Here is an 18,369-nt window from a genome sequence, read left to right as displayed (position 1 = left end):
GGCAGACGTGCTTTAGACAGCTATGACGTACTATGCTGGTCGTATGAACCTGGCTGAGTGGGCAGAGTCGCAGGGCATTGCCCGTGTGACCGCCTACCGGTGGTTCCGTGATGGGAAGCTGCCGGTGCCTGCCCGCAAGGTCGGTGGGCTGATCTTGGTCGACACCCCGGATGAGCCGGAGGCCGCCGAGCGGCGGTTGACGGTGGTGTACGCGCGGGTGTCGTCGTCGGATCAGCGGCCGGACCTGGGTCGTCAGGTGGCCCGGGTGACCGAGTGGGCCACGGGGCAGGAGATCGCCGTCGACCGGGTGGTCACCGAGGTCGGGTCCGCTTTGAATGGTCACCGTCGCAGGTTTCTTTCCCTGCTGCGTGATCCGCAGGTGTCCCGGATTGTGGTGGAGCACCGCGACCGGTTCTGCCGGTTCGGCGCCGAGTATGTGGAAGCCGCGCTGGCAGCTCAGGGGCGTGAGTTGGTGGTGATGGACCCGGCCGAGGTTGATGACGATCTGGTGCGGGACATGACCGAGATCCTGACCTCGATGTGTGCCCGGTTGTATGGCAAGCCGGCGGCGGCGGACCGGGCGGCGAAGCTGGCTGCCGCGGTCGCAGATCCCGGCGGCGACCAGTCGTGATCGTGAAACTTCGTACCGGCAAACAGGCGCGGGCTGTCGTGGCCGCGACCGGCGGTGTGCCGATCCCGGCGATGCCGCGCAAGGACGGCACCGCTGGCACGTCGGTGCTGGTGGACATCGGCCCCGACTTCGGGGCCGTGCGCTCGGCGATCGACACCGTCACGGTGTTGTACCTGCTCTTCGACGGCGACGCCGACTCCTACCTGGCCACCGGGAATCCTGGGTTGCGGGTGCCGACCGGGTGGGCGGTGACCGGGGCACAGTTCGAGGTGTGCTGGCCGGAGGACCCCGAACGGGCATCACTGATCCGGTCGCATTTCGGTGCCCGGCGTAAGGCATACAACTGGGCGTTGGGCACGGTCAAGGACGACATGGACGCCCGCACGCAAGACCAGACACATACCTCGACCCGGTGGACTTTGGCCGATCTGCGCAGACGGTGGAACACCGAGAAGGACACCGTCGCACCGTGGTGGGCAGCCAACTCGAAAGAGTGCTACTCCTCTGGCATCACCGATCTGGTGCAGGCGCTGGACAACTGGGGTTCGTCAAAGGCCGGGCGCCGCAAGGGAAAGAAGGTCGGGTTCCCCGAGTTCAAGTCCCGCCGCAAGGACCGGTCCAGGGTCAGGTTCACCACCGGCGCGATGCGCCTGGAGGCCGACCGGCGCACCATCGTGCTGCCCGTCATCGGTGGTCTGCGGTCGAAGGAGAACACCCGCCGGGTCCAACGGCACCTGACATCGGGCCGTGCCCGGGTGTTGAACATGACCCTGACCCAGCGGTGGGGCCGGTTGTTCGTGTCCGTCGGATACGCACTGCACACCCCGACTGAGCACCACCGCACCCCCGTCATGCCAGGCGTCCGCGCCGGTGTGGACCTCGGGCTGCGAACCCTTGCCACCGTGGCCTACCTGGATCCCGCCACCGGCGAGACCGTGCACGAGGAACACGCGAACCCGGCCCCGTTGCGGGCCACCCTCACCGCCCGCCGCAAGGCGGGCCGACAGATGTCCCGGCGCATCCCCGGATCCCACGGCCATCGGGCAGCAACAGCCACGCTGCACCGCTTGGACCGCAGGGCCGTGTACCTGCGCCGGGAGACCGCCCACCAACTCGCCACGAGTCTGGCGCGGCGGTTCGGTGAAGTCGTGATCGAGGATCTCGACATCGCCGCCATGAAACGCAGCATGGGACGGCGGGCATTCCGACGCTCGGTATCCGATGCCGCACTCGGGATGATCAGGCCGATGCTGACCTACAAGACATCCCGGTTCGGAAGCACCCTGACCGTGGCCGACCGCTGGTTCCCCAGCAGTCAACTCCACCACGGGCACACCCTCCCCGACGGCACCGGATGCCGGCTGGAAAGTGTGAAAGGGCCGATCGACAAGCACCTGGTGTGCCTGGAGACCGGGCTGGTCGTGGACCGCGACCTGAACGCTTCCGACAACCTCCGCGACTGGCCGGACATGCCAGTCGGGGCACAGTTGGTGCCTCGACCCCGTACGTCAGCAGTTCCCCCGGTGGCGGGGAAGACGGCGGGCCAGACCCAAGGCGGGCCTCACGGCTCGACCGAGGACCTGGCGAGTGCGCGTAAGACCCGACGGAAACGGACGGCCGCGCGCAGTGAGGTCAGAACCCACACCGCACCAGGCGGTAGAAGGAACCCCGAAAAGGGTGCAACCTGATGTTGATCACCAAAGATCACTCAGATGCAACGGTCAACGCGAACCCGCCGACCACCACCCACCCACCACCACCGCCCCCCAGCGCCGGTCACCAACAACCGGGCGCCGGTCGGCAGGTCCAGCAGATCCAGCGCCTGGTCGGCGGTCAACGCATTCAGTGGGACCGTGGCCGCCGGTTGACGAGAAGACCCGCCGTCTCGATGCGGCTGAACCAACCCGACTACCGATGGCCGCCGCTGCCGGATCAGGTGGACAGGTTCCTCACCAAACTCGTCGGTGCTCGACTCTCCGATTGAATCTGAAGGTTCGCGCTCCCAGTCCGGGGGCCGCGGGCCAGGCGGAGGAAGGTGGCGGCGGTCAGCGAGCAGAACGCCAGCACCGCGCAGAGCGTGCGGACCAAGTGGGCCAGCTGCCAGCGGTCCCGCACGCTCGCCCAATCCGACGGCGGAGTCTGCACCGACCAGCCGACCTGATCGCCGTTGATCGGCACGTTGATCGCCAGCGAGGTGACGAACACCACCAGCAGCAGCGCGAACGCCGCTGCCAACAGCCACCGATCGCGGCTCTTGGCCCGGACGGCCAGGACTCCGGCGATCGCAGTGCAGACCAGTGCTGGGATCAAGGTGACGGTGGCCAGCGTGTCGAGCGAATCGAGCTCTACCAGCCGTACCTGCGTATAGATCGCGGCGTCGTAGCCGCGCAGCGAGTTCTCCAGGACCAGCACACCGAGCAGGAACCCGGCGAACACACCGGTGAACAGCAGGCTCACCACCCGCACGATCGTGCGGATCGACCGGCCCCGGTCGCCCGTCATCATCCTGCGGTAGCCCGGAAGGCGCCGGCGTGATCGGCCACCCACCGGTCGAAGCCGAGGGCCGGGCGGCCGAGAATCAGGGCCACCTGGTCAGAAACCGCGGCGGGCCGGCCGGCACCCCGTTCGTACCTGTCCATCAGCGCCCGGACGAACGCCGCCGTCAGACCGTTCGCGACCATGCCGCGGACGGCCAGCTCCGGCGGGACCTGCTCGAACCTCAGGGGCCGTCCGATCACCCGGCCGATGATGGCGACCATCTCCTGGTGGGTCACCGACTGGGGACCGGTCACCGGGATCCGGCGTCCGTCGAGGCTCTCGTCCAGCAGCGCCCGGGTGATCACGGCGGCCAGGTCCGCCTCGTGGATCGGGGCCTCGGCGAAGTCGGCGTACGGGGCGCGAACCACATCACCGGCGCGCACCTGGGCACCAAACATGCCGATGGCATTGGTGGCGAACGACCCGGCTCGCACCGCCACCCATGGCAGTCCTCCGCCGACGACGGCGTCCTCGACCTCCTTGTTGCGATCACCGTTCAGTCGCGAGGGCTGCAGCTCCAGGTCGTCGTCGACGTTGATAGCCGACAGCACCACGACGCGCCGTACCCCCTTCTCGGCGGCCAGCGCGACCAGTTTGGCGGTGCTCTCGCCGACGGCTCGTGGATGCACGAAGAGTGCGTCGGCTCCCTCCAGCGCGGGTGCGAGCTGCTCCGGCCTGGTCAGATCTGCTGCGACGACGTCAACGCCGACGGGCATCGTCGCCGCGTCGGCGGATCGGCTGACGGCGCACACCGCGACGCCCTGGTCTTTCAGTGCTGCAACGAGCGGACGGCCGAGGATGCCGGTCGCTCCGGTAACGACGATCATGCCGAACTCCCATTCTCTCGATGCTGCTTTCGAGATGACTGACGGCCCTCGATGGGCGTCAGATCGGCTGCAGGGACAGGTAATTCGTGATGCCGAAGCGTTCGGCCGCCTTGCGCTGGAATCCGCTGAACGCCTCGCCCGCCGCGTCGGTGCCGACCACCTTCGGCCGGCCCATTCGCCGAGGGCTGCCCTTCCAGACCACCACGCACTCGCCGGCGGCCAGCACGTTGCGCACCCAGTTGGTCGTCGGTCCCCAGGGCAGTGGGATCAGCACGCCGCCGTCGACGCCGCGCACCACTACCGGGACGCTCAGCTCCCGACCAGATTTGCGGCCGCGGTGCTCGACGATGCCCCAGAGCGGAAAGAACTTCCGTCCGGCCAGCGGCTTGGACATCGCGATGGTCCGGCTGGCCATCCCCCAGGCGAAACTCGATGGCTGGGCAGTGGCAAGAGCAAGTGATTCGGTCGGACGTGTCCTCATGACCCCATGGTGCTCGGCCGCCGCCCGTCGCGGCATCCCGGAAACCACCCAGATCTCGGTGCCGGAACTCCGTCAGACCAGGCCGCGACGCACCGCGTAGGCGGTCGCGTCGGCCCGGCCCCTGGCGCCGATCTTGCGATACAGGTTGCCGGCGTGCCGTTCGACGGTGTGCACGGAAATGCCCAGCCCGGAACCGATCTGCTGATTCGAGCCGCCGCCGGCCAGCAGCCGAAGTACCTCGATCTCGCGCGCCGTCAGCCCGTCGGGGTTCGGTGGCCCGCCCGCCGCCGGCGGTGCGCCGAGCAGGAACCGGCTGACGGTGTCCAGGTCCTCGTCCGGGTTCTCGAAGAACAGCGTCGGGGTCGATCCGGGCAGCACCAGCAGGGTCCCGTTCGGTAGCGCGTCGGCCAGCTGCCGGGACATCTCCACCGGTATCTGCTTCTCGCTCTGCCGGTGCAGTACGAGCACCGGCGCCTGCACCGCCGGCGCCCGGGCCGACACGTCGACGTCGGCGGCCGCGGCGAACAGTGCGGCGGCGGTCGTCGGCGTGGCAGCGGTGCGGAACGCGTCGGCCACCAGCCGGCTGGATTCGCCTGCGCCCCAGCCCAGCCAGGTGTGCGCGGCGGTCTGGGCGAACAGGTCCCAGTCCTGGTCGATCAGCGACAGCAGCGCCTGGGTCTGTTGCGGGCTCATCGAGTCGCGGAGCCGCAGCGAGCCGCCGAACAGCGCCAGCCGGCTGACCCGACGGGGATGGGCGGCGGCGAACGCGACGGCCGCCGGCACCGAATGGTAGTAACCGATCAGCGCCACCGGGGCGGGGCCGACCGCGTCCACCACGGCACTCAGGTCACGGAGCTGTCCGTCCAGGCCGAGCCCCGCCGGATCGATCCGTCGGTCCGAGGATCCGGTGCCCCGGCCGTCGTAGAGCACCAGGCGGAATCGCTCGGCCAGCCGCTGATACGCATTCCGCAACAGCGGGACCCGCCACTGCGCAACCAGATTGCCCAGCGACGGCAGCCAGATCAGCGTCGGGCCGTCCCCGAGCGCGGCGTATGCCAGGGTGACGCCGTCGTCGGTGCGCACGTACTCGAGCGGCGGGCTCGAGGGCGAGGCGGCGGTAACCATCGGGTTCAGTATCCGCCGCGATGGGACCCGGCCCCTCGACCGGCCGTGGACACCGGCCGGCGCGGTCAGGACCAGGGCGTGACGGGGCGGGACTGAATGGCGCCGTCGACGCTCAACTCGACCCGTTCGCCGAAGAAGCAGTACATCCCGGCGACCGGGAGGGCGTCGTGCAACGGCTCCGGATAGGACCAGCAGACGTCAGCCACCGGATGCTCCCCGGTGCTCGACCAGTACGACGCGACGCCCTTGTACGCGCAGGCCGTATGGGTGGTGGTCGGTGCCAGCAGGTCGAGTCGGACATCGTCGGCGGGCAGGTAGTAGCGAACCGGCAGGTTGGTCTCCAGCAGCAACGTAGGCCGGCTGCTGTCGGCGAGAATCTGGCCGTCGACGCGGACCTCGACGTGTCGACTGCTGCGGAGACAGTCGATGCGCTGGAAGGGATCTCGGGGGTGAGCGAGCCGCGGCTCGTCCTCGTCGAACCAGCTGTCGAAGGCGGTCCAGTCCAGCAGCACGTAGCCCTCAAGGTCCGGATCGGCGGTGGTGAAGGCTGCGCCGAGGAGTTCGCGCCCGGCCGTTCGGATGGTCCACCCGGTTCCGTCGGCAGTGTGCACGGAGAAGGCCGAGCTGGGGTCGAGCATCGGCGGGCCGTCGCCGATCCGCACCGGTCGTTCGTCCGCCCGGTCCCCCGCCCAGGCGACGAGTTCGCCGGCGATGTCGGAGCGCGGAACGGCGTAGCTGCCGACCACCCGACGCGGCTCCCAGATCAGCCGCGCGGCGCTCGAATCGACAATCACCTCGCCACCGCTGATTGCCCGGACGCGTTGCGCGACGGGCTGAACCCGGAGCTGCCCGACTGCCCCAAACATCAGCGACTGCATCATCGTGGCCATCGATCAGTGTGACACTCCGCCGGACTTCTGGACAGAGCCGTTCGCGGACCTGGCGCCGTTATCGGGACCTGGGGCCGACCGGCTGACGCAGGATGGTCCGCAGCCGGGCCGGTTCGGTCTTGCGGGCGTCCGAAAGATAGATCTCGTGATGGCGGCCGATCATCGTCAGTCCGTGAGCGGGCAGGAATTCGGTGTGCAGTCGCTCGAGGATCGGTCGTCGGCGGACCACAGTCCTTCCAGCGGGCCGACCGTGTGCACCCGTACAGATCTTTTCGGTCCTTCTTGATGTCGTTCGTCGCGGACCGCGTCATCGTTGCCTGCCGCCCTCTGCCCGCGCCGTCAGTCCAGGCAGAACTCGTTGCCCTCGGGATCCTGCATCACGATGAACCCCGCTTCCATCCCGCCGTCGGGCTCGACCCGGCGGACCTTGGTGGCACCCAGGGCGACCAGCCGGGCGGCCTCCGCCTCCAGTGCGGCCATCCGCTCGTCGCCGGCCGTTCCCGGAGCCGAGCGGACGTCCAGGTGTACCCGGTTCTTCGCCGTCTTGCCCTCGGGCACCTGTTGGAAGAACAGCCGAGGACCGGTGTCGCCCTCGGGCGGCAGCGCCGCAGAGCGGCTGTTGCGCTCCTCCGGCGGCACTCCCCAGGCGTCGAGGGCCGCATCCCAACTGTCGAAGCCGGGCGGCGGAGGCTGCTCCCGGTAGCCGAGGACCTCGCACCAGAACCCGGCCAGTGCGTCGGGATCGGCACAATCGAACGTGACCTGGACCTCTCGAATCGTCATGACGCCGAAGCTAGCAAGAGGCACCGACACCGTCGGCCCGACCCGCTCACCGAGGGTCACCGTGTGCGGCCACCAGCTCGGCGACCGCCTTCGGGATGGTGGTCTCGAAGTCGAGCAGCTTGACCCAGTCGGGTGTCACCGTGATGACGACCATCTGCCGATAGAGCGCCCGCACGCCGGCCTCCCAGTCGGCCATCTGCCCGGCCGGGACGAGCTTGCTCGTCGCCCGGACGTAGCCGTCCGGGACGCCGTCGACCTGCTCCAGCGCGGCGACGCCGCGGATGAGCAGCACCCGGGGCGGGTACCCCTGCGTGTCGATAGTGATCGCGACGCGCGGATTCGCTTGCAGTGCCGCGACTTTTGCTGCCCTGGGCACCGTGAACATCTCGATCGTCCGGCCGGTTCGAAGGAACGCGATCGGGATCACCCGCGGCTCCTCGTCCAGTCCCTGGTAGGCCAGCCGGGCCGGGATGTCCGACCCGAGAAGCTCCTGACTGATTGCCCTGTCGAGGGCCTCGGCGACCTGGTTGGTGTTCATCTGACGACTCCTTCAACTGCGCTCGGAACCGGATCTTGGTACCAGGACGGAACCGCAGCGCAGTTCTCGACATCGCGGCGCGATGTCGGGGTCCGATCCCTGCCCGAATCGCTCGGCGCCGAGGCCTAACGGTGACGACTAGCGGGCGGCCAGGAACTCATCCAGCGCATGACGGGCGAGCTGGGACACCGTCACGCCTTCGCGTTCGGCCTCTGCCTGGACCCTGGCCAGGGTGTCCGGGTCGACCCGGAACGACACTGCTGGCGAGGGCTTGCGGTGGCCGGACAGCGACGGGCGGCCGAGCGGGCGGCCGGTGATTTCGGCCGCGATCTCGTTGGCCCGCTGGCGGGTCAGCCGCTCGCCCGACGGCAGCCTGACAACCTCACGGTCCAGGTCAACATCGGGACCCACCTTGCCGTAACGCTTGCTACGCATGACGTTCACCTCTCTCGTAACGCAGTCGGAAATACGTGGGTGACCAGGAGCTGCACGCTCTGGGTGGACCTGACCACGCCCTCATTCTGTTAGACACAAGTACTTCTGTCAAACAGTAAGGGCCAGCAGGGACACTCAACGCTGCACCAGGGTTCCGATGTCCTCGCCCTGGCAGATCCTGCGCATCGCTCCGGCCGCGAAGACGTCGAAGACGTGCATGGTGACGCCTTGCTCGTCGGCGAGCACGAACGCGCTGGCGTCCATCACCTTGACGCCCTGGGCAATCGCGTCCTGGTAGGTGAGCCGGTGGTAGCGGCTGGCATCCGGATCGAGATTGGGATCGCTGCTGTAGATGCCGTCGATACCCCGCTTGGCCACCAGCAGTGCATCGGCGTCGACCTCGAGAGCGCGCTGCACCGACGGGTAATCGGTGGTGACATAGGGCTGCCCGATCCCGCCGGCGAAGAAGACGATCGCGCCGGCCTCGAGGTGCTTGATCGCCCGCAGGCGGATGAACGGCTCCGCCATCGACTGAAGCGGCATCGCCGTCATCACCCGCACGTCGGCCGTCGTCATCCCGGTGAGCGCGCCCCGCAGCATCAATGCATTCATGACGGTGCCCAGCATCCCGATGTTGTCGGCCTCAGCCCGGCTGATTCCCCACTCGTCAGCCATCCGCCCCCGGAAGTAGTTGCCCCCGCCGACGACGACGGCGACCTGAACGCCGAGATCGTGAACGGCCAACACCTCCCGCGCCAGGTATTGGAGCCGCTCCGGGTCGACGCTCTGTCCACTGTCCGCCGCCAGCGCCTCCCCGCTCAGTTTGAGAAGTACTCGCCGATATCGAGGATTCATGCCGACATCCTCTCCCAGCGGACTGGCCGGCGCGCGTGCCCGGCTCCGGCCATCGGGCCCCGGGCTGTCAGGACCGGGCCGTCAGGTCAGGCTGCGAGTGCCCGGGCCAAGAGACACCCCGGACGCGGAACGGCCACCCACACGTGGTGGGTGGCCGTTCCGGCGAAACATGCTGCCCCGCAGGGCGAACCGACAGGGTCAGCGCCCTGCCCAGTCACGATCGTCGGGCCGCGACCACTGCGCGTTGCGCCGCTCGCGTCGACCACGACCGACGAAGAAGATCACCGCGGCCAGCACCAGCAGCGGCCAGAACAGGTGCACCAGCACGCCGATCAGCATGAAGGTGGCGATCACGCCCAGCACGACGACCGCCGGATGCGGCCGGCCCGCGGAGCGCAGCCCGCCGCGGAACGGGCGTCCGACGCTGCTGCCGCCGAACGGGATCCGGTCGAACGGAATCTTGTCGAACGGGGTGCCGGCGAACGGGTTCCGCTCCCGCTGGTCGGCCTCCGGCCCGGCGTAGCCGCCGCGGCCGGACGGCAGGTCGGCGAACAGCACGTTGAAATCGTCGCGGTAGACCGCGCCGTAGGCCTTGGACACCCGCTCGTCGTACTCGCTCATGGTGAGCCGGCCCTCGGCGAAGTGCTGGGCGAGTCGATCCACCACCATCTGCCGATCGGTGTCGCTGGCCCGCATCCCTGGGGTCGTCATCGGTCTTGCTCCTTCACGTCGTCGAAACTGCTCGGGTTGTCGTCAGCCCCGTTGTCGGAGTTGTCGTCGTTCGCGGTGTCGCTGTCCGCGGTCTTGTTGTCTGTTCCATCTTCGGCGTCGGACGCGGTGCTGCCATCGGGGTTCTCCCCGAGAATCCGGTACAGGTCGGCCCTGGTTCGGGCCAGTACTTCCCTGGCCTGCGCCATCTGCTCGGCGTTGCCGGCCTTGGCCACATGCACGAACGCCGCGCCTACGCCGAACACCAGCTCGGCCAGCTGCGAGTCGTCCCGCTTCGGCGCGACCCCCTGCCACAGGTCGGCGAACTCCGCCGCCCGTTCGGTGGCCTCCTGCCGACCGGCGTCGGTCAGCCGGTACACCCGCCGCCCTTCCTGCTCGTCGGCGCGGACCAGGCCCTCGTCCTCCAGCTGCTGCAGCGTCGGATAGACCGAGCCGGGGCTGGCCTTCCAGCTGCCGCCGCTGCGCCGGCCGATCTCCTGGATCATCTGGTAGCCGTGCATTGGCTCCTCGGCCAGCAGGGCGAGCACCGCGGACCGCACGTCGCCGCGAGCCCGCCTCTTCTCCCGCACCCACGGCGGCCCGCCCCAGCTGCCGAAACCGCTGAACATCCGGCCGAACTCCTTACCGAAGTCCCGACCCCAGTCGCCGCGCCGGCCCCACGGCTGGTCGAACGGAGCCCCGCGGAAGGGAATGTCCGCCTGCTCGTCGCCGAACGAGGCGTCGCCCCACGGACCGCCGTGCTTGCTCTCCGAACGGTGACTACCCGCGCCGCACGGGCCGCCGCGCTCGCCCGGGCGGCGTCCGCCGCGCTCGCTGTCCTGCTCGCCGAACAACCCGCGCAGGAGACCCGAAAGGTCCCAGTCGCCGCCGGCGCTCGATGCCCATGCAGTCATGTCGAAACTCCCATATCTGTCGTCGATCACTTGTCGTCCATCCGCTACCCGACGAGTCGACGACTGTCGTTCGTCCGGTAGCGATACATCAACGATATGTCGTTCAGCGCGGATTTCAAGGGCGAGAGGGAGGAATCAGGGGAGAGTCAGGGTCACCCCGAGCTCGTCGTACGGTTGACGGATGGCTCCACACCGGGCCGGCCGGCGACTTCTCGCCCTGGCGCTGACCAGCGCGCTCGGTCTGACCGGCTGTACTACCTCAACGCCGACGACCGGATGCACGTTCCCGGACTGGCAGACCCGCACCCTTCCGGCCGGGATGACGACACTGAGCCTGGCCGCCGCCGGCCCACTGGTGCTGGTCGGCGGCGGCGTGCCGGCGCCCGGCGGGGGCCCGGACGAGCGGAAGCCGATGCTGCTGCAACTCACGGACGATGCCGCCGAGCCGGTACGGCTGACGCCGCAGAGCCCCTACGGACGGCTGGCCCAGTTCGAGTTCCTCGGCACCGACGGCAGCCGGATCGCCGGTGTCGGCACCGCCACCGGCGGCGCCCATCTGAATCCGCGCTGGAGCATCTGGTCCGGCACGACGGGCGGACTGATCGAGCAGCCACAACCGGTCGAGGTCTTCGGCGGGTGGAATGCAGGGTCACTGAACGCGGTGGCGTTCGACGACTCCGGGCCGCTGCTGGTCGGCAGCTGGACCGCCGACGGCGGCGGCATCGGCGGGGCGATGTGGACGCAACACGACTCGGACTGGCGCCGCACCGCGTCCGCCCTCCCGCTGGCCGGCACGCCGGCCGGACGGTTCCTGCCGACCGGCATCGGTGCCGTCGGCAACCGGATCCTGGTCTCCGGCTTCACCGTGACCCAGACGGAATCCGGCACAGGCCTCGAACCGACCCTGTGGATCGGCGACCGGGCAGGCGGCTGGCAGCGACGCGCGTTACCCGACGGCGGGGCTGACGGGGTTGCCACTGGTCTCGCGTGCGCGGCCGACGGGTGTTGGGTGGTCGGCCGGATCGGCAACCGGCTCGCCCTGTGGCAGGTCGACGGCGCGCCGTCGACGGCCGCCGGCTCGGTCGGCACTCCGGGCAATGACGGGGATGACGGCGAGTCGATCTCGCGGGTGGCCGACCTGCCGTCGGTGCCGTTGGCACCCGGGGACGACACGGCGGTGGTGGCCACCGACGGCGAGTCGCTGGTCGCAGCGGTCGGTTCGGCCGGCCGGATACTGCAGCGCGGCATTGGAACCGATTGGTCGGAGGTCGCCTCGCCGGCACCGGAGGTACGCGCCGTCGCGGTGTCGAACGGACAGCTCACCGCGATCACCGGGACGGACGCGGGCGCCCAGGTGTGGCAGTCCTGCCGGCCACCCCGCTAGCTGCGCACCGCCGGCTCGGCAGCAGCACCGACGACCGGACGACCGGGACGGTCACAGCACGCAGAACTCGTTGCCCTCCGGGTCAGCCATCACCAGGTGATCGGGCCGGCCGTCCGGTCCGATGCCTTCGAAGACCACGCTCGCCCCGGCCGCCGTCAACCGGTCGGCGAAGGCCAGCACCTTCGGCCATCGTTCCTCCCAGGGCACGGTATCCCGGCCGCCGCCGATCGGGATGTCGATGTGCAGGCGGTTCTTCACCACCTTGCCCTCCGGCACCTTCAGCAGCGAGATCCGCGGGCCGACGCCGTCGGGATCCGCCAGGTACGCACCATCGTCCCATTCCTCCTCGGGCACTTCATAGTGGGTGAGCCACTCCGGCCAGCTGGCGAAACCCGTTGGCGGGGAAGGTTCCTGATAGCCCAGCGCGAGCGACCAGAACTTCGCCAGCTCGACCGGCCGCTCGCAGTCGATCGTCAATGCCCAGGTGGTTGCCATCGTTCCTCCATAGATTCAAAGGAACCGTATCGCCGCCTACCGACAAGCCACCTGGGGCGACGTCGGCCCGTCAACCGCTCCAGCCGGCCACCTGGCGGGTCGCGACATTGATCCGGTTGAAGGAATTGATGGCGGAGATCGCGACGACCAGCGCGGTCAGCTGCTTGTCGTCGTAGTGCGCGGCCGCCGCCTGCCACACCGCATCGGGCACCGGGTCCGATTGGTCACCGATCCTGGTCACCGCCTCGGCCAACGCCAGCGCGGCCCGTTCCGCCTCGGTGAAATAGGGCGCATCGCGCCAGGCGGAGACCGCGAACAACCGCTCGGTCGTCTCACCCGCCGCCAGCGACTCTTTGGTGTGCATGTCGACACATACGCTGCAACCGTTGATCTGGCTGGCCCGCAGCACCGCCAACTGCAGCGTCTGTTGCGGTACTCCCTGTCCCTCGGCGCTCCGGGCGAAGCCGATCAGGGCCTTCACCGCGGGCCCGTTGATCGACATCATGTTGTCGATCCGGGCCTGCAACGTGTGGTCTTGGGTCACTGTGCTGGTCATCTCGCTGTCCATCTCCTGCAGTTCTGTCACAGCACCGCGGTTCGGTGCGTCAACTCTCTGACGGGCCAACCGCCAACGATGTGACACCGAAGAACGGGACAGGCAACATGAGCACGATGAGCGATACGACCGCCCTGGCCGAGCGGTTCGAAGGCAACCGCGACCGGCTCCGTGCGGTCGCCTATCGGATGCTCGGCTCCGAGAACGAAGCCGACGACGCCGTCCAGGAGGCCTGGCTGCGGCTCGACCGGACGAACGCCACCGCCATCGACAATCTCGAAGGTTGGCTCACCACAACGACTTCGCGGATCTGTCTGGACATTCTGCGCTCGCGCAAGAGCAGGCGGGAGGACCCGACGGCGTTCGAACTCGACGCGCCACTGGCAGATCCGGATCCGGCCACCGACCCCGAGCGGCAGGCGCTGCTGGCGGACTCCATCGGCCCGGCCCTGCTGCTGGTGCTGGAGACGTTGGCGCCGACCGAGCGGCTGGCCTTCGTGTTGCACGACATGTTCGCCGTCTCGTTCGACGAGATCGCGCCGATCGTCGACAAGTCGCCGGCGGCCACCCGGCAGCTGGCCAGCCGGGCACGGCGGCGCATCCAGGGCGCCGAGCTGTCGCCGGAAGCAGACCTGGTCAGGCAGCGACGAGTGGTCGATGCCTTTCTGGCCGCCTCCCGCAACGGCGATTTCCAGGGCCTGCTCGCGGTTCTCGACCCGGACGTGGTGCTGCGTGCCGACGAGTTCGTGGTACTCGGCGCCCGCGACGCCGGCGGTGCCGGTGCCGGTGCGCCGTTGCTGGCCGCCGAGATCCGCGGCGCCGAGGCAGTTACCGCAGCCTTCGTCGGCCGGGCCAGAGGCAACCAGGCGGCGCTGATCGACGGATCGATCGGATCGACGTTCGCTCCGGGTGGTGTGCCGAAGGCGGCCTTCCGGTTCGTCATCAGCGGCGACCGGATCACCGGTATCGAGGTGATCGGCGATCCGGACCACCTGGGTCGGCTGGACCTGACCGTGTTGAACTGACCGCACCGATGAGTTCCGGCCCGCAATGGCCGCCGGCTTCGCCGGGCCGCTGCGCGGCAGCAGCGGCGTCGACAGCCCTATCAGCATCCGGGTTCTCGGGCAGCGAACGATCAGCCGGTGCGGAGCTCGAGCATCGTCCCCTGGTCCATGATGCTCTTCCAGGCGCCGCGCTCGTAGATGTACGTCACGACGGTGAGAGCCCGTTGGTAGAAACCGATCCGCGGAATCTGATAGATCGCCTCATATTCGATGAACGCGGTCCGACAGCCGTCGACGCGGCGGTTGATCTCGGTCCAGGACCACACCGCTTCCTTGTTCGCGAAGTGCGACTTCTGTGCTGCCATGATCGCGTCGATGCCGGCGAATCGTGCGCCGCTGGGATAGATGCTCACGGCATTCCGGTCGTGTCCCGCCTTCCAGGTCTTGGCGTCGAAGTCACGGAACGATTCCATGTCGGCCCGCTGGGCCTCGTCGAACTTCGCCGCGCAGCCGTGGCCGCCGTGGGCGGCGACCGCAGGCGATGCCGCCGGCGGGACCGCCGAGGTGGTCGCCGCCGCCGCGCCGGGTACCGCGATCAGGGCCGCGGCGATCATCCCGACCACCGTCATTCCCAGTTTGTTGGTCATGTCGTGTTCCTCCGTCCGGTCCGCCGGCGGCGAATGCGCCGCCCGCGCACCCCCACGCTGACCGACGCCGGCCGCAGCCGGTAGGTCCAGTTCGGCGCCATCTGGGCCGGGCCAGTCACAGCGGAGTGACGTTCACCGACCGGTCTCGAGCAGCCGGCTCCTCCCGGTCACTCGGGTCCGTCGAAGCACTCGCGTAACCGATCAAAGGCCTCGGCGATCCTTTCAGTGGCGATGGCCCCGTAGCCGAAGACCAGCCCGGGCCGGCTCGGCCCGGTGATCGCGAAATGGGACAACGGCAGCCCGAGCTCGACACCGCGCCGGCGTGCCCGACGGACCAGCTCGCGGTCGTCGATGGGCAGACCGGGCCGAAGGGTCGCGGCGACGTGCAGGCCGGCCATCGACGGCACCCGTTCCAGGACGTGCGCGAAGTCGGAGTCCAGCGCCGCCGCGATCAGCTGGTGCCGATCCTGATAGATCCGACGCATCCGACGCAGGTGTTTCGCGTACCGGCCGTCGTCGATGAACTCTGCCAGCGCGTCCTGCATCGGTCCGGCCGTCTGCCAATCGGCCACCAGTTTCGCCTTGCGCATCGCGGGCAGCAACGACGGCGGCGCGACCACGAAGCCGAGCCGCAGACTGGGCAGCATCGTCTTGGAGAACGACCCGACGTAGAGCACCCGCCACGACGGGCCCATGCCGCGCAGCGGCTCGAGAGGCCTGCCGGCGTAACGGAACTCGCTGTCGTAGTCGTCCTCGACGATCACCGCATCCGACCGCTCCGCCCACTCGAGCAGCTCTCGACGCCGTCCGGGAGACATGCTCATGCCGGTCGGGAATTGATGGGCAGGGGTGACGTACACCAGTCTCGTGCCGGCCGGGATCGCCGAGACCACCAGACCCTGGTCGTCCAGCGGAACACCGGTCACCCGGGTCCGCAGCGACCGCAGCAGCATGGCCGGCGGCGGGTACCCGGGGTCCTCGACCGCGACCCGATCGCCGGGCGCCAGCAATACCCGCGAGATCAGGTCGATCGATTGCTGAAACCCGTTGGTGACGACAATGTCCGACGCCTCTGCCGATACCCCGCGGGACACCCCGATGTGCCGGGCGATCGCCGCGCGGAGCACCGCGCTGCCAGCCGGCTCCGAATACAGGTCGCTGCGCGGAGCGCTCAGCCGGAGCTGACGGGATACCAGCGCCCGCCAACTATGGTACGGAAAGTGTTGCAGCGACGGCAATCCCGGACGCAGGTCGAAGAGCGCATCGGTCGCCGACATGTCGGTCGGCTCGGCGATCTGGTCCCAGACGGGCTGTGGCCTCGGACGACCCACCACCGCTGGTGTGCCCGCCGGGTGGGTATCGACCGCCGCCGTCTCACAGATGAACATTCCCAGTCCTGGCCGGCCCTCGATCAGTCCGTCCGCTGTCAGCCTGTCGTATGCCGCCGCGACGGTGTTGCGGGCGACCGACAGCCGCGCCGCCAGTTCCCGGGTCGAGGGCAACCTGCTACCCGGCAGGATTCGCCGGTCGCGGATCCGGGCCCGGATCTGCCGGTAGATCTGCTCGGCGAGTCTGCCCCGTCCGACCAGGTTGACATGCAGGTCCACGGACAGACGCTAGCCCGTCGGCGGACAACGGCGGGCGGGTCCTGCAGTACCCGCCCGCCGTCACCGCGTCAGACCCTTGCCAGACTGAACCGCTGATGTTCGAGGTCGACCTCGAGAACCTTGACCGTGACGGTCGAACCGAGCTCGGCCGACTCGCCGTGCAGCAGTCCCGTCATCCCGCCCGGCCGCTCGACGAACGAGCCGAACGGCACCACCTGGGTAACGACACCGTCGAACACCTCGCCAACTTCTGGTTGCATGCGCACTCACCTCCCTTCCGCGCACACGTAGGACAAACATGTTGCTGGACAACATGTTGTGAATTCGGTGTGCAGTGGAGGCGGCGGACCCCTGGCCCGCTCGGCGATCAGGACGCGGCCGGGTACCCGTTCCGCTCACGGCGCGAAGCCGACCCGGCAGTCATGGTGCAACAGTAGCGGTCTCGCCGCGAAACCCACAACCCGCGGAACCCACCCGCGCTGCGGGCACACGTCGGCTGGAAGGGTGCAGGCATGAGGGATCTCGGATGACGCCGCGCGGTCGTCCGCCGGCCACGCGCAATCCATTGACGGCGCCCATCCGGTGGATCGGAACCCGCCGCTGGCTGTTGCGAGTCGCACCGCCGCTGGTCCGGCTGGAGAACTGGCTGCGTCGGCGCAGCGGTAATCGCCTCAACCTGATCGGCGTCGCCGGGCTGGCCTCCTTGCAACTGACCGTCCCCGGCCGTCGCACCGGCACTCCGAGAACCGTCTCACTGCTGACGATTCCTGAGCCGGATGGCTTCCTGCTGGTCGGCTCGAACTGGGGACGGGCCGAGCATCCGTCCTGGTCGGCGAACCTGCTCGCGGTGAGCTCGGCGCTCGTCAGTACCGGTGCCGGCCGAGCCACCATGTCGGTGCGGCTGCTGACCGGGGACGAGCGGGCCGCCGCCTGGGCGGCGGCGTTGGCCTACTGGCCCGGCTATTGGATGGAGTACGAAGAATCCGGGCGCCGCGAGTTCCGGTTGTTCCGGCTGGAGTTCAGCGGGAGCGCCGGTATCGATGAACGCGATCGGCTCGATGTCAGGACCAAGCCCGGCGCCGCGGCACCCGGCTGTGCTGAGGGCTGAATCACCCGTTGGTGCACCGAACCGGAAGGGCCGCCCAGACGTCACCACTACCATCGAGCGTTGGAAACGCAACCAACGCGGACACGGGAGGTGACCATGGGCGTCATCCAGAATTTCGAACGACGGCTGCAGGGTGTGGTCGCCGGAACCTTCGCCCGGCTGTTCGGCGGTTCGGTGCACCCGTCCGAGGTGGCGGGCGCCCTGCAACAGGAAGCTGCGGGGCATCTGCAGCACCAGGGCTCGCGGACCATCGCCCCCAACCACTACACGGTGCGAATGGGCAGAACCGATACCGGCGAAATCGGGGACGAACAGGATCGCGTTTCCACGGCATTGTCCGACATGATCAGGGAGTATCTGGACCAGCAGGGTTGGCAGACCTTCGGCGACATCGAGGTGACACTCGAGGAGTCATCGACGCTGCACACCGGACAGTTCAGAATCAGTTCATTGATCGACCCGGACACCGACCGCAGAGAGCGCCACCGACGTACAGGAGTAGGACAGATGAGCCAGCACGACGACTCCGGCCGGCCGCAGTACGACCCGGACCGGCGCGAGCCAGGCGGCGCGACACCGGCCGATCAACACCGGCCTGAGCAGGGCGAGGGCGGCCAACAGGGTCACGACCAGCAGGGCTACCAGCAGCAGGGGTACGGCCAGCAGGGGTACGGCCAGCAGGGCCAGCCCTACGGCCAGCCGGCCGGTTACGACCAGGGCTATCCGTCCCAGGGCTACGAGCAGCAGGCCGGCTACGGTCAGCAAGGCCCCGGCTACGACCCCAATCAGGGCTACCAACAGCCCGGCTACGACCCGAACCAGGGCTACCAACAACAGGGCCAG

General features: G+C 68.9%; 22 protein-coding genes and 1 pseudogene. 6 read left to right on the top strand and 17 right to left on the bottom strand.

What is annotated here, in order from left to right:
* The first annotated feature begins 43 nt into the window (after positions 1–43).
* Both K340_RS0123125 and tnpB read left to right on the top strand, forming a co-directional pair.
* Positions 44–631 (top strand): IS607 family transposase, encoded by a 588-nt coding sequence (locus tag K340_RS0123125; protein WP_029138429.1) that lies wholly within the window; start codon positions 44–46, stop codon positions 629–631.
* Between the two features lie 2 nt (positions 632–633).
* A complete protein-coding gene (tnpB, locus tag K340_RS32725; RefSeq protein ID WP_211229592.1) occupies positions 634–2,319 on the top strand; it encodes an IS607 family element RNA-guided endonuclease TnpB in 1,686 nt (561 codons plus the stop codon).
* 244 nt (positions 2,320–2,563) lie between these two features.
* Here tnpB and K340_RS0123110 read toward each other — a convergent pair whose 3' ends face one another.
* The 12 genes and pseudogenes from K340_RS0123110 to K340_RS34735 form a co-directional block, all read right to left on the bottom strand.
* Positions 2,564–3,133 (bottom strand): anthrone oxygenase family protein, encoded by a 570-nt coding sequence (locus tag K340_RS0123110; protein ID WP_051267309.1) that lies wholly within the window; start codon positions 3,131–3,133, stop codon positions 2,564–2,566.
* A complete protein-coding gene (locus tag K340_RS0123105; RefSeq protein ID WP_029138427.1) occupies positions 3,133–3,996 on the bottom strand; it encodes an SDR family oxidoreductase in 864 nt (287 codons plus the stop codon). Before K340_RS0123105 ends, K340_RS0123110 begins: the two co-directional genes overlap by 1 nt.
* A gap of 58 nt (positions 3,997–4,054) precedes the next feature.
* Positions 4,055–4,477, bottom strand: coding sequence for a hypothetical protein (locus K340_RS34740; RefSeq protein WP_154674436.1), 423 nt, complete (start codon positions 4,475–4,477; stop codon positions 4,055–4,057).
* A gap of 72 nt (positions 4,478–4,549) precedes the next feature.
* Positions 4,550–5,602 carry an alpha/beta fold hydrolase gene (locus K340_RS0123095; RefSeq protein WP_029138426.1) on the bottom strand — a complete coding sequence of 351 codons (1,053 nt, stop codon included), beginning with the start codon at positions 5,600–5,602 and terminating at the stop codon, positions 4,550–4,552.
* Positions 5,603–5,667: 65 nt separating this feature from the next.
* Positions 5,668–6,492: a DUF427 domain-containing protein gene (locus K340_RS0123090; protein WP_029138425.1), complete on the bottom strand. Its 825-nt coding sequence runs from the start codon at positions 6,490–6,492 to the stop codon at positions 5,668–5,670.
* Between the two features lie 58 nt (positions 6,493–6,550).
* Positions 6,551–6,706, bottom strand: a pseudogene (locus tag K340_RS37690) (GyrI-like domain-containing protein); the annotation flags it as partial.
* Between the two features lie 125 nt (positions 6,707–6,831).
* Positions 6,832–7,275 carry a VOC family protein gene (locus K340_RS0123080; RefSeq protein WP_029138424.1) on the bottom strand — a complete coding sequence of 148 codons (444 nt, stop codon included), beginning with the start codon at positions 7,273–7,275 and terminating at the stop codon, positions 6,832–6,834.
* A gap of 46 nt (positions 7,276–7,321) precedes the next feature.
* Entirely contained in the window at positions 7,322–7,813 is a 492-nt protein-coding gene (locus tag K340_RS0123075) for a pyridoxamine 5'-phosphate oxidase family protein (RefSeq protein WP_029138423.1), read from the bottom strand.
* A 138-nt stretch (positions 7,814–7,951) separates the two neighbouring features.
* The gene (locus K340_RS0123070) at positions 7,952–8,248 is read right to left on the bottom strand and encodes a ribbon-helix-helix protein, CopG family (protein ID WP_154674435.1); all 297 of its coding nucleotides are present in this window, start codon (positions 8,246–8,248) and stop codon (positions 7,952–7,954) included.
* 135 nt (positions 8,249–8,383) lie between these two features.
* Positions 8,384–9,103: a UMP kinase gene (gene pyrH, locus K340_RS0123065; protein WP_029138421.1), complete on the bottom strand. Its 720-nt coding sequence runs from the start codon at positions 9,101–9,103 to the stop codon at positions 8,384–8,386.
* Between the two features lie 198 nt (positions 9,104–9,301).
* The gene (locus tag K340_RS0123060) at positions 9,302–9,814 is read right to left on the bottom strand and encodes a DUF1707 SHOCT-like domain-containing protein (RefSeq protein ID WP_037366188.1); all 513 of its coding nucleotides are present in this window, start codon (positions 9,812–9,814) and stop codon (positions 9,302–9,304) included.
* Positions 9,811–10,725 carry a PadR family transcriptional regulator gene (locus K340_RS34735; protein WP_051267305.1) on the bottom strand — a complete coding sequence of 305 codons (915 nt, stop codon included), beginning with the start codon at positions 10,723–10,725 and terminating at the stop codon, positions 9,811–9,813. The genes K340_RS0123060 and K340_RS34735 overlap by 4 nt, the downstream gene beginning before the upstream one ends.
* A gap of 181 nt (positions 10,726–10,906) precedes the next feature.
* On the opposite strand from K340_RS34735, the gene K340_RS32710 reads away from it, so the two are divergent.
* Entirely contained in the window at positions 10,907–12,109 is a 1,203-nt protein-coding gene (locus K340_RS32710) for a hypothetical protein (protein WP_037366186.1), read from the top strand.
* A 51-nt stretch (positions 12,110–12,160) separates the two neighbouring features.
* Here the strand turns inward: K340_RS32710 and K340_RS0123045 are convergent, their stop codons facing one another.
* A complete protein-coding gene (locus tag K340_RS0123045) occupies positions 12,161–12,604 on the bottom strand; it encodes a VOC family protein (RefSeq protein WP_029138419.1) in 444 nt (147 codons plus the stop codon).
* Positions 12,605–12,674: 70 nt separating this feature from the next.
* Positions 12,675–13,130: a carboxymuconolactone decarboxylase family protein gene (locus K340_RS0123040; protein ID WP_029138418.1), complete on the bottom strand. Its 456-nt coding sequence runs from the start codon at positions 13,128–13,130 to the stop codon at positions 12,675–12,677.
* 146 nt (positions 13,131–13,276) lie between these two features.
* Between K340_RS0123040 and K340_RS0123035 the strand changes: the two genes are divergently transcribed.
* Positions 13,277–14,185 carry a sigma-70 family RNA polymerase sigma factor gene (locus tag K340_RS0123035; protein ID WP_029138417.1) on the top strand — a complete coding sequence of 303 codons (909 nt, stop codon included), beginning with the start codon at positions 13,277–13,279 and terminating at the stop codon, positions 14,183–14,185.
* Positions 14,186–14,295: 110 nt separating this feature from the next.
* Here K340_RS0123035 and K340_RS0123030 read toward each other — a convergent pair whose 3' ends face one another.
* From K340_RS0123030 to K340_RS0123020, 3 genes are all read right to left on the bottom strand, one after another.
* A complete protein-coding gene (locus K340_RS0123030) occupies positions 14,296–14,811 on the bottom strand; it encodes a hypothetical protein (RefSeq protein WP_029138416.1) in 516 nt (171 codons plus the stop codon).
* A 167-nt stretch (positions 14,812–14,978) separates the two neighbouring features.
* Positions 14,979–16,418: a MocR-like pyridoxine biosynthesis transcription factor PdxR gene (gene pdxR / locus K340_RS0123025; RefSeq protein WP_029138415.1), complete on the bottom strand. Its 1,440-nt coding sequence runs from the start codon at positions 16,416–16,418 to the stop codon at positions 14,979–14,981.
* A 68-nt stretch (positions 16,419–16,486) separates the two neighbouring features.
* The gene (locus K340_RS0123020) at positions 16,487–16,678 is read right to left on the bottom strand and encodes a S1 RNA-binding domain-containing protein (protein WP_037366185.1); all 192 of its coding nucleotides are present in this window, start codon (positions 16,676–16,678) and stop codon (positions 16,487–16,489) included.
* Positions 16,679–16,944: 266 nt separating this feature from the next.
* On the opposite strand from K340_RS0123020, the gene K340_RS32705 reads away from it, so the two are divergent.
* Entirely contained in the window at positions 16,945–17,526 is a 582-nt protein-coding gene (locus tag K340_RS32705; protein WP_051267303.1) for a nitroreductase family deazaflavin-dependent oxidoreductase, read from the top strand.
* Between the two features lie 96 nt (positions 17,527–17,622).
* Positions 17,623–18,369: DUF3662 domain-containing protein (locus K340_RS37355; protein ID WP_037366516.1), on the top strand; the 747-nt coding region annotated here is incomplete at its 3' end.

It is taken from the genome of Nakamurella lactea DSM 19367 (assembly GCF_000426645.1).
Classification (GTDB): domain Bacteria; phylum Actinomycetota; class Actinomycetes; order Mycobacteriales; family Nakamurellaceae; genus Nakamurella; species Nakamurella lactea.
This window is presented reverse-complemented; position numbering and strand designations above follow the sequence as displayed.

Coding starts and splice junctions, on each gene's coding strand:
- K340_RS0123095 (WP_029138426.1), bottom strand. CDS start 5,602: ATGGTTACCGCCGCCTCGCCCTCGAGCCCGCCGCTCGAGTACGTGCGC.
- K340_RS0123070 (WP_154674435.1), bottom strand. CDS start 8,248: ATGCGTAGCAAGCGTTACGGCAAGGTGGGTCCCGATGTTGACCTGGAC.
- K340_RS0123060 (WP_037366188.1), bottom strand. CDS start 9,814: ATGACGACCCCAGGGATGCGGGCCAGCGACACCGATCGGCAGATGGTG.
- pyrH (WP_029138421.1), bottom strand. CDS start 9,103: ATGAATCCTCGATATCGGCGAGTACTTCTCAAACTGAGCGGGGAGGCG.
- K340_RS0123045 (WP_029138419.1), bottom strand. CDS start 12,604: ATGGCAACCACCTGGGCATTGACGATCGACTGCGAGCGGCCGGTCGAG.
- K340_RS0123035 (WP_029138417.1), top strand. CDS start 13,277: ATGAGCGATACGACCGCCCTGGCCGAGCGGTTCGAAGGCAACCGCGAC.
- K340_RS0123110 (WP_051267309.1), bottom strand. CDS start 3,133: ATGACGGGCGACCGGGGCCGGTCGATCCGCACGATCGTGCGGGTGGTG.
- K340_RS32710 (WP_037366186.1), top strand. CDS start 10,907: ATGGCTCCACACCGGGCCGGCCGGCGACTTCTCGCCCTGGCGCTGACC.
- K340_RS0123020 (WP_037366185.1), bottom strand. CDS start 16,678: ATGCAACCAGAAGTTGGCGAGGTGTTCGACGGTGTCGTTACCCAGGTG.
- K340_RS0123090 (WP_029138425.1), bottom strand. CDS start 6,492: ATGGCCACGATGATGCAGTCGCTGATGTTTGGGGCAGTCGGGCAGCTC.
- K340_RS0123105 (WP_029138427.1), bottom strand. CDS start 3,996: ATGATCGTCGTTACCGGAGCGACCGGCATCCTCGGCCGTCCGCTCGTT.
- K340_RS0123075 (WP_029138423.1), bottom strand. CDS start 7,813: ATGAACACCAACCAGGTCGCCGAGGCCCTCGACAGGGCAATCAGTCAG.
- K340_RS34735 (WP_051267305.1), bottom strand. CDS start 10,725: ATGACTGCATGGGCATCGAGCGCCGGCGGCGACTGGGACCTTTCGGGT.
- K340_RS0123030 (WP_029138416.1), bottom strand. CDS start 14,811: ATGACCAACAAACTGGGAATGACGGTGGTCGGGATGATCGCCGCGGCC.
- K340_RS34740 (WP_154674436.1), bottom strand. CDS start 4,477: ATGAGGACACGTCCGACCGAATCACTTGCTCTTGCCACTGCCCAGCCA.
- K340_RS0123080 (WP_029138424.1), bottom strand. CDS start 7,275: ATGACGATTCGAGAGGTCCAGGTCACGTTCGATTGTGCCGATCCCGAC.
- K340_RS32705 (WP_051267303.1), top strand. CDS start 16,945: ATGACGCCGCGCGGTCGTCCGCCGGCCACGCGCAATCCATTGACGGCG.
- K340_RS0123125 (WP_029138429.1), top strand. CDS start 44: ATGAACCTGGCTGAGTGGGCAGAGTCGCAGGGCATTGCCCGTGTGACC.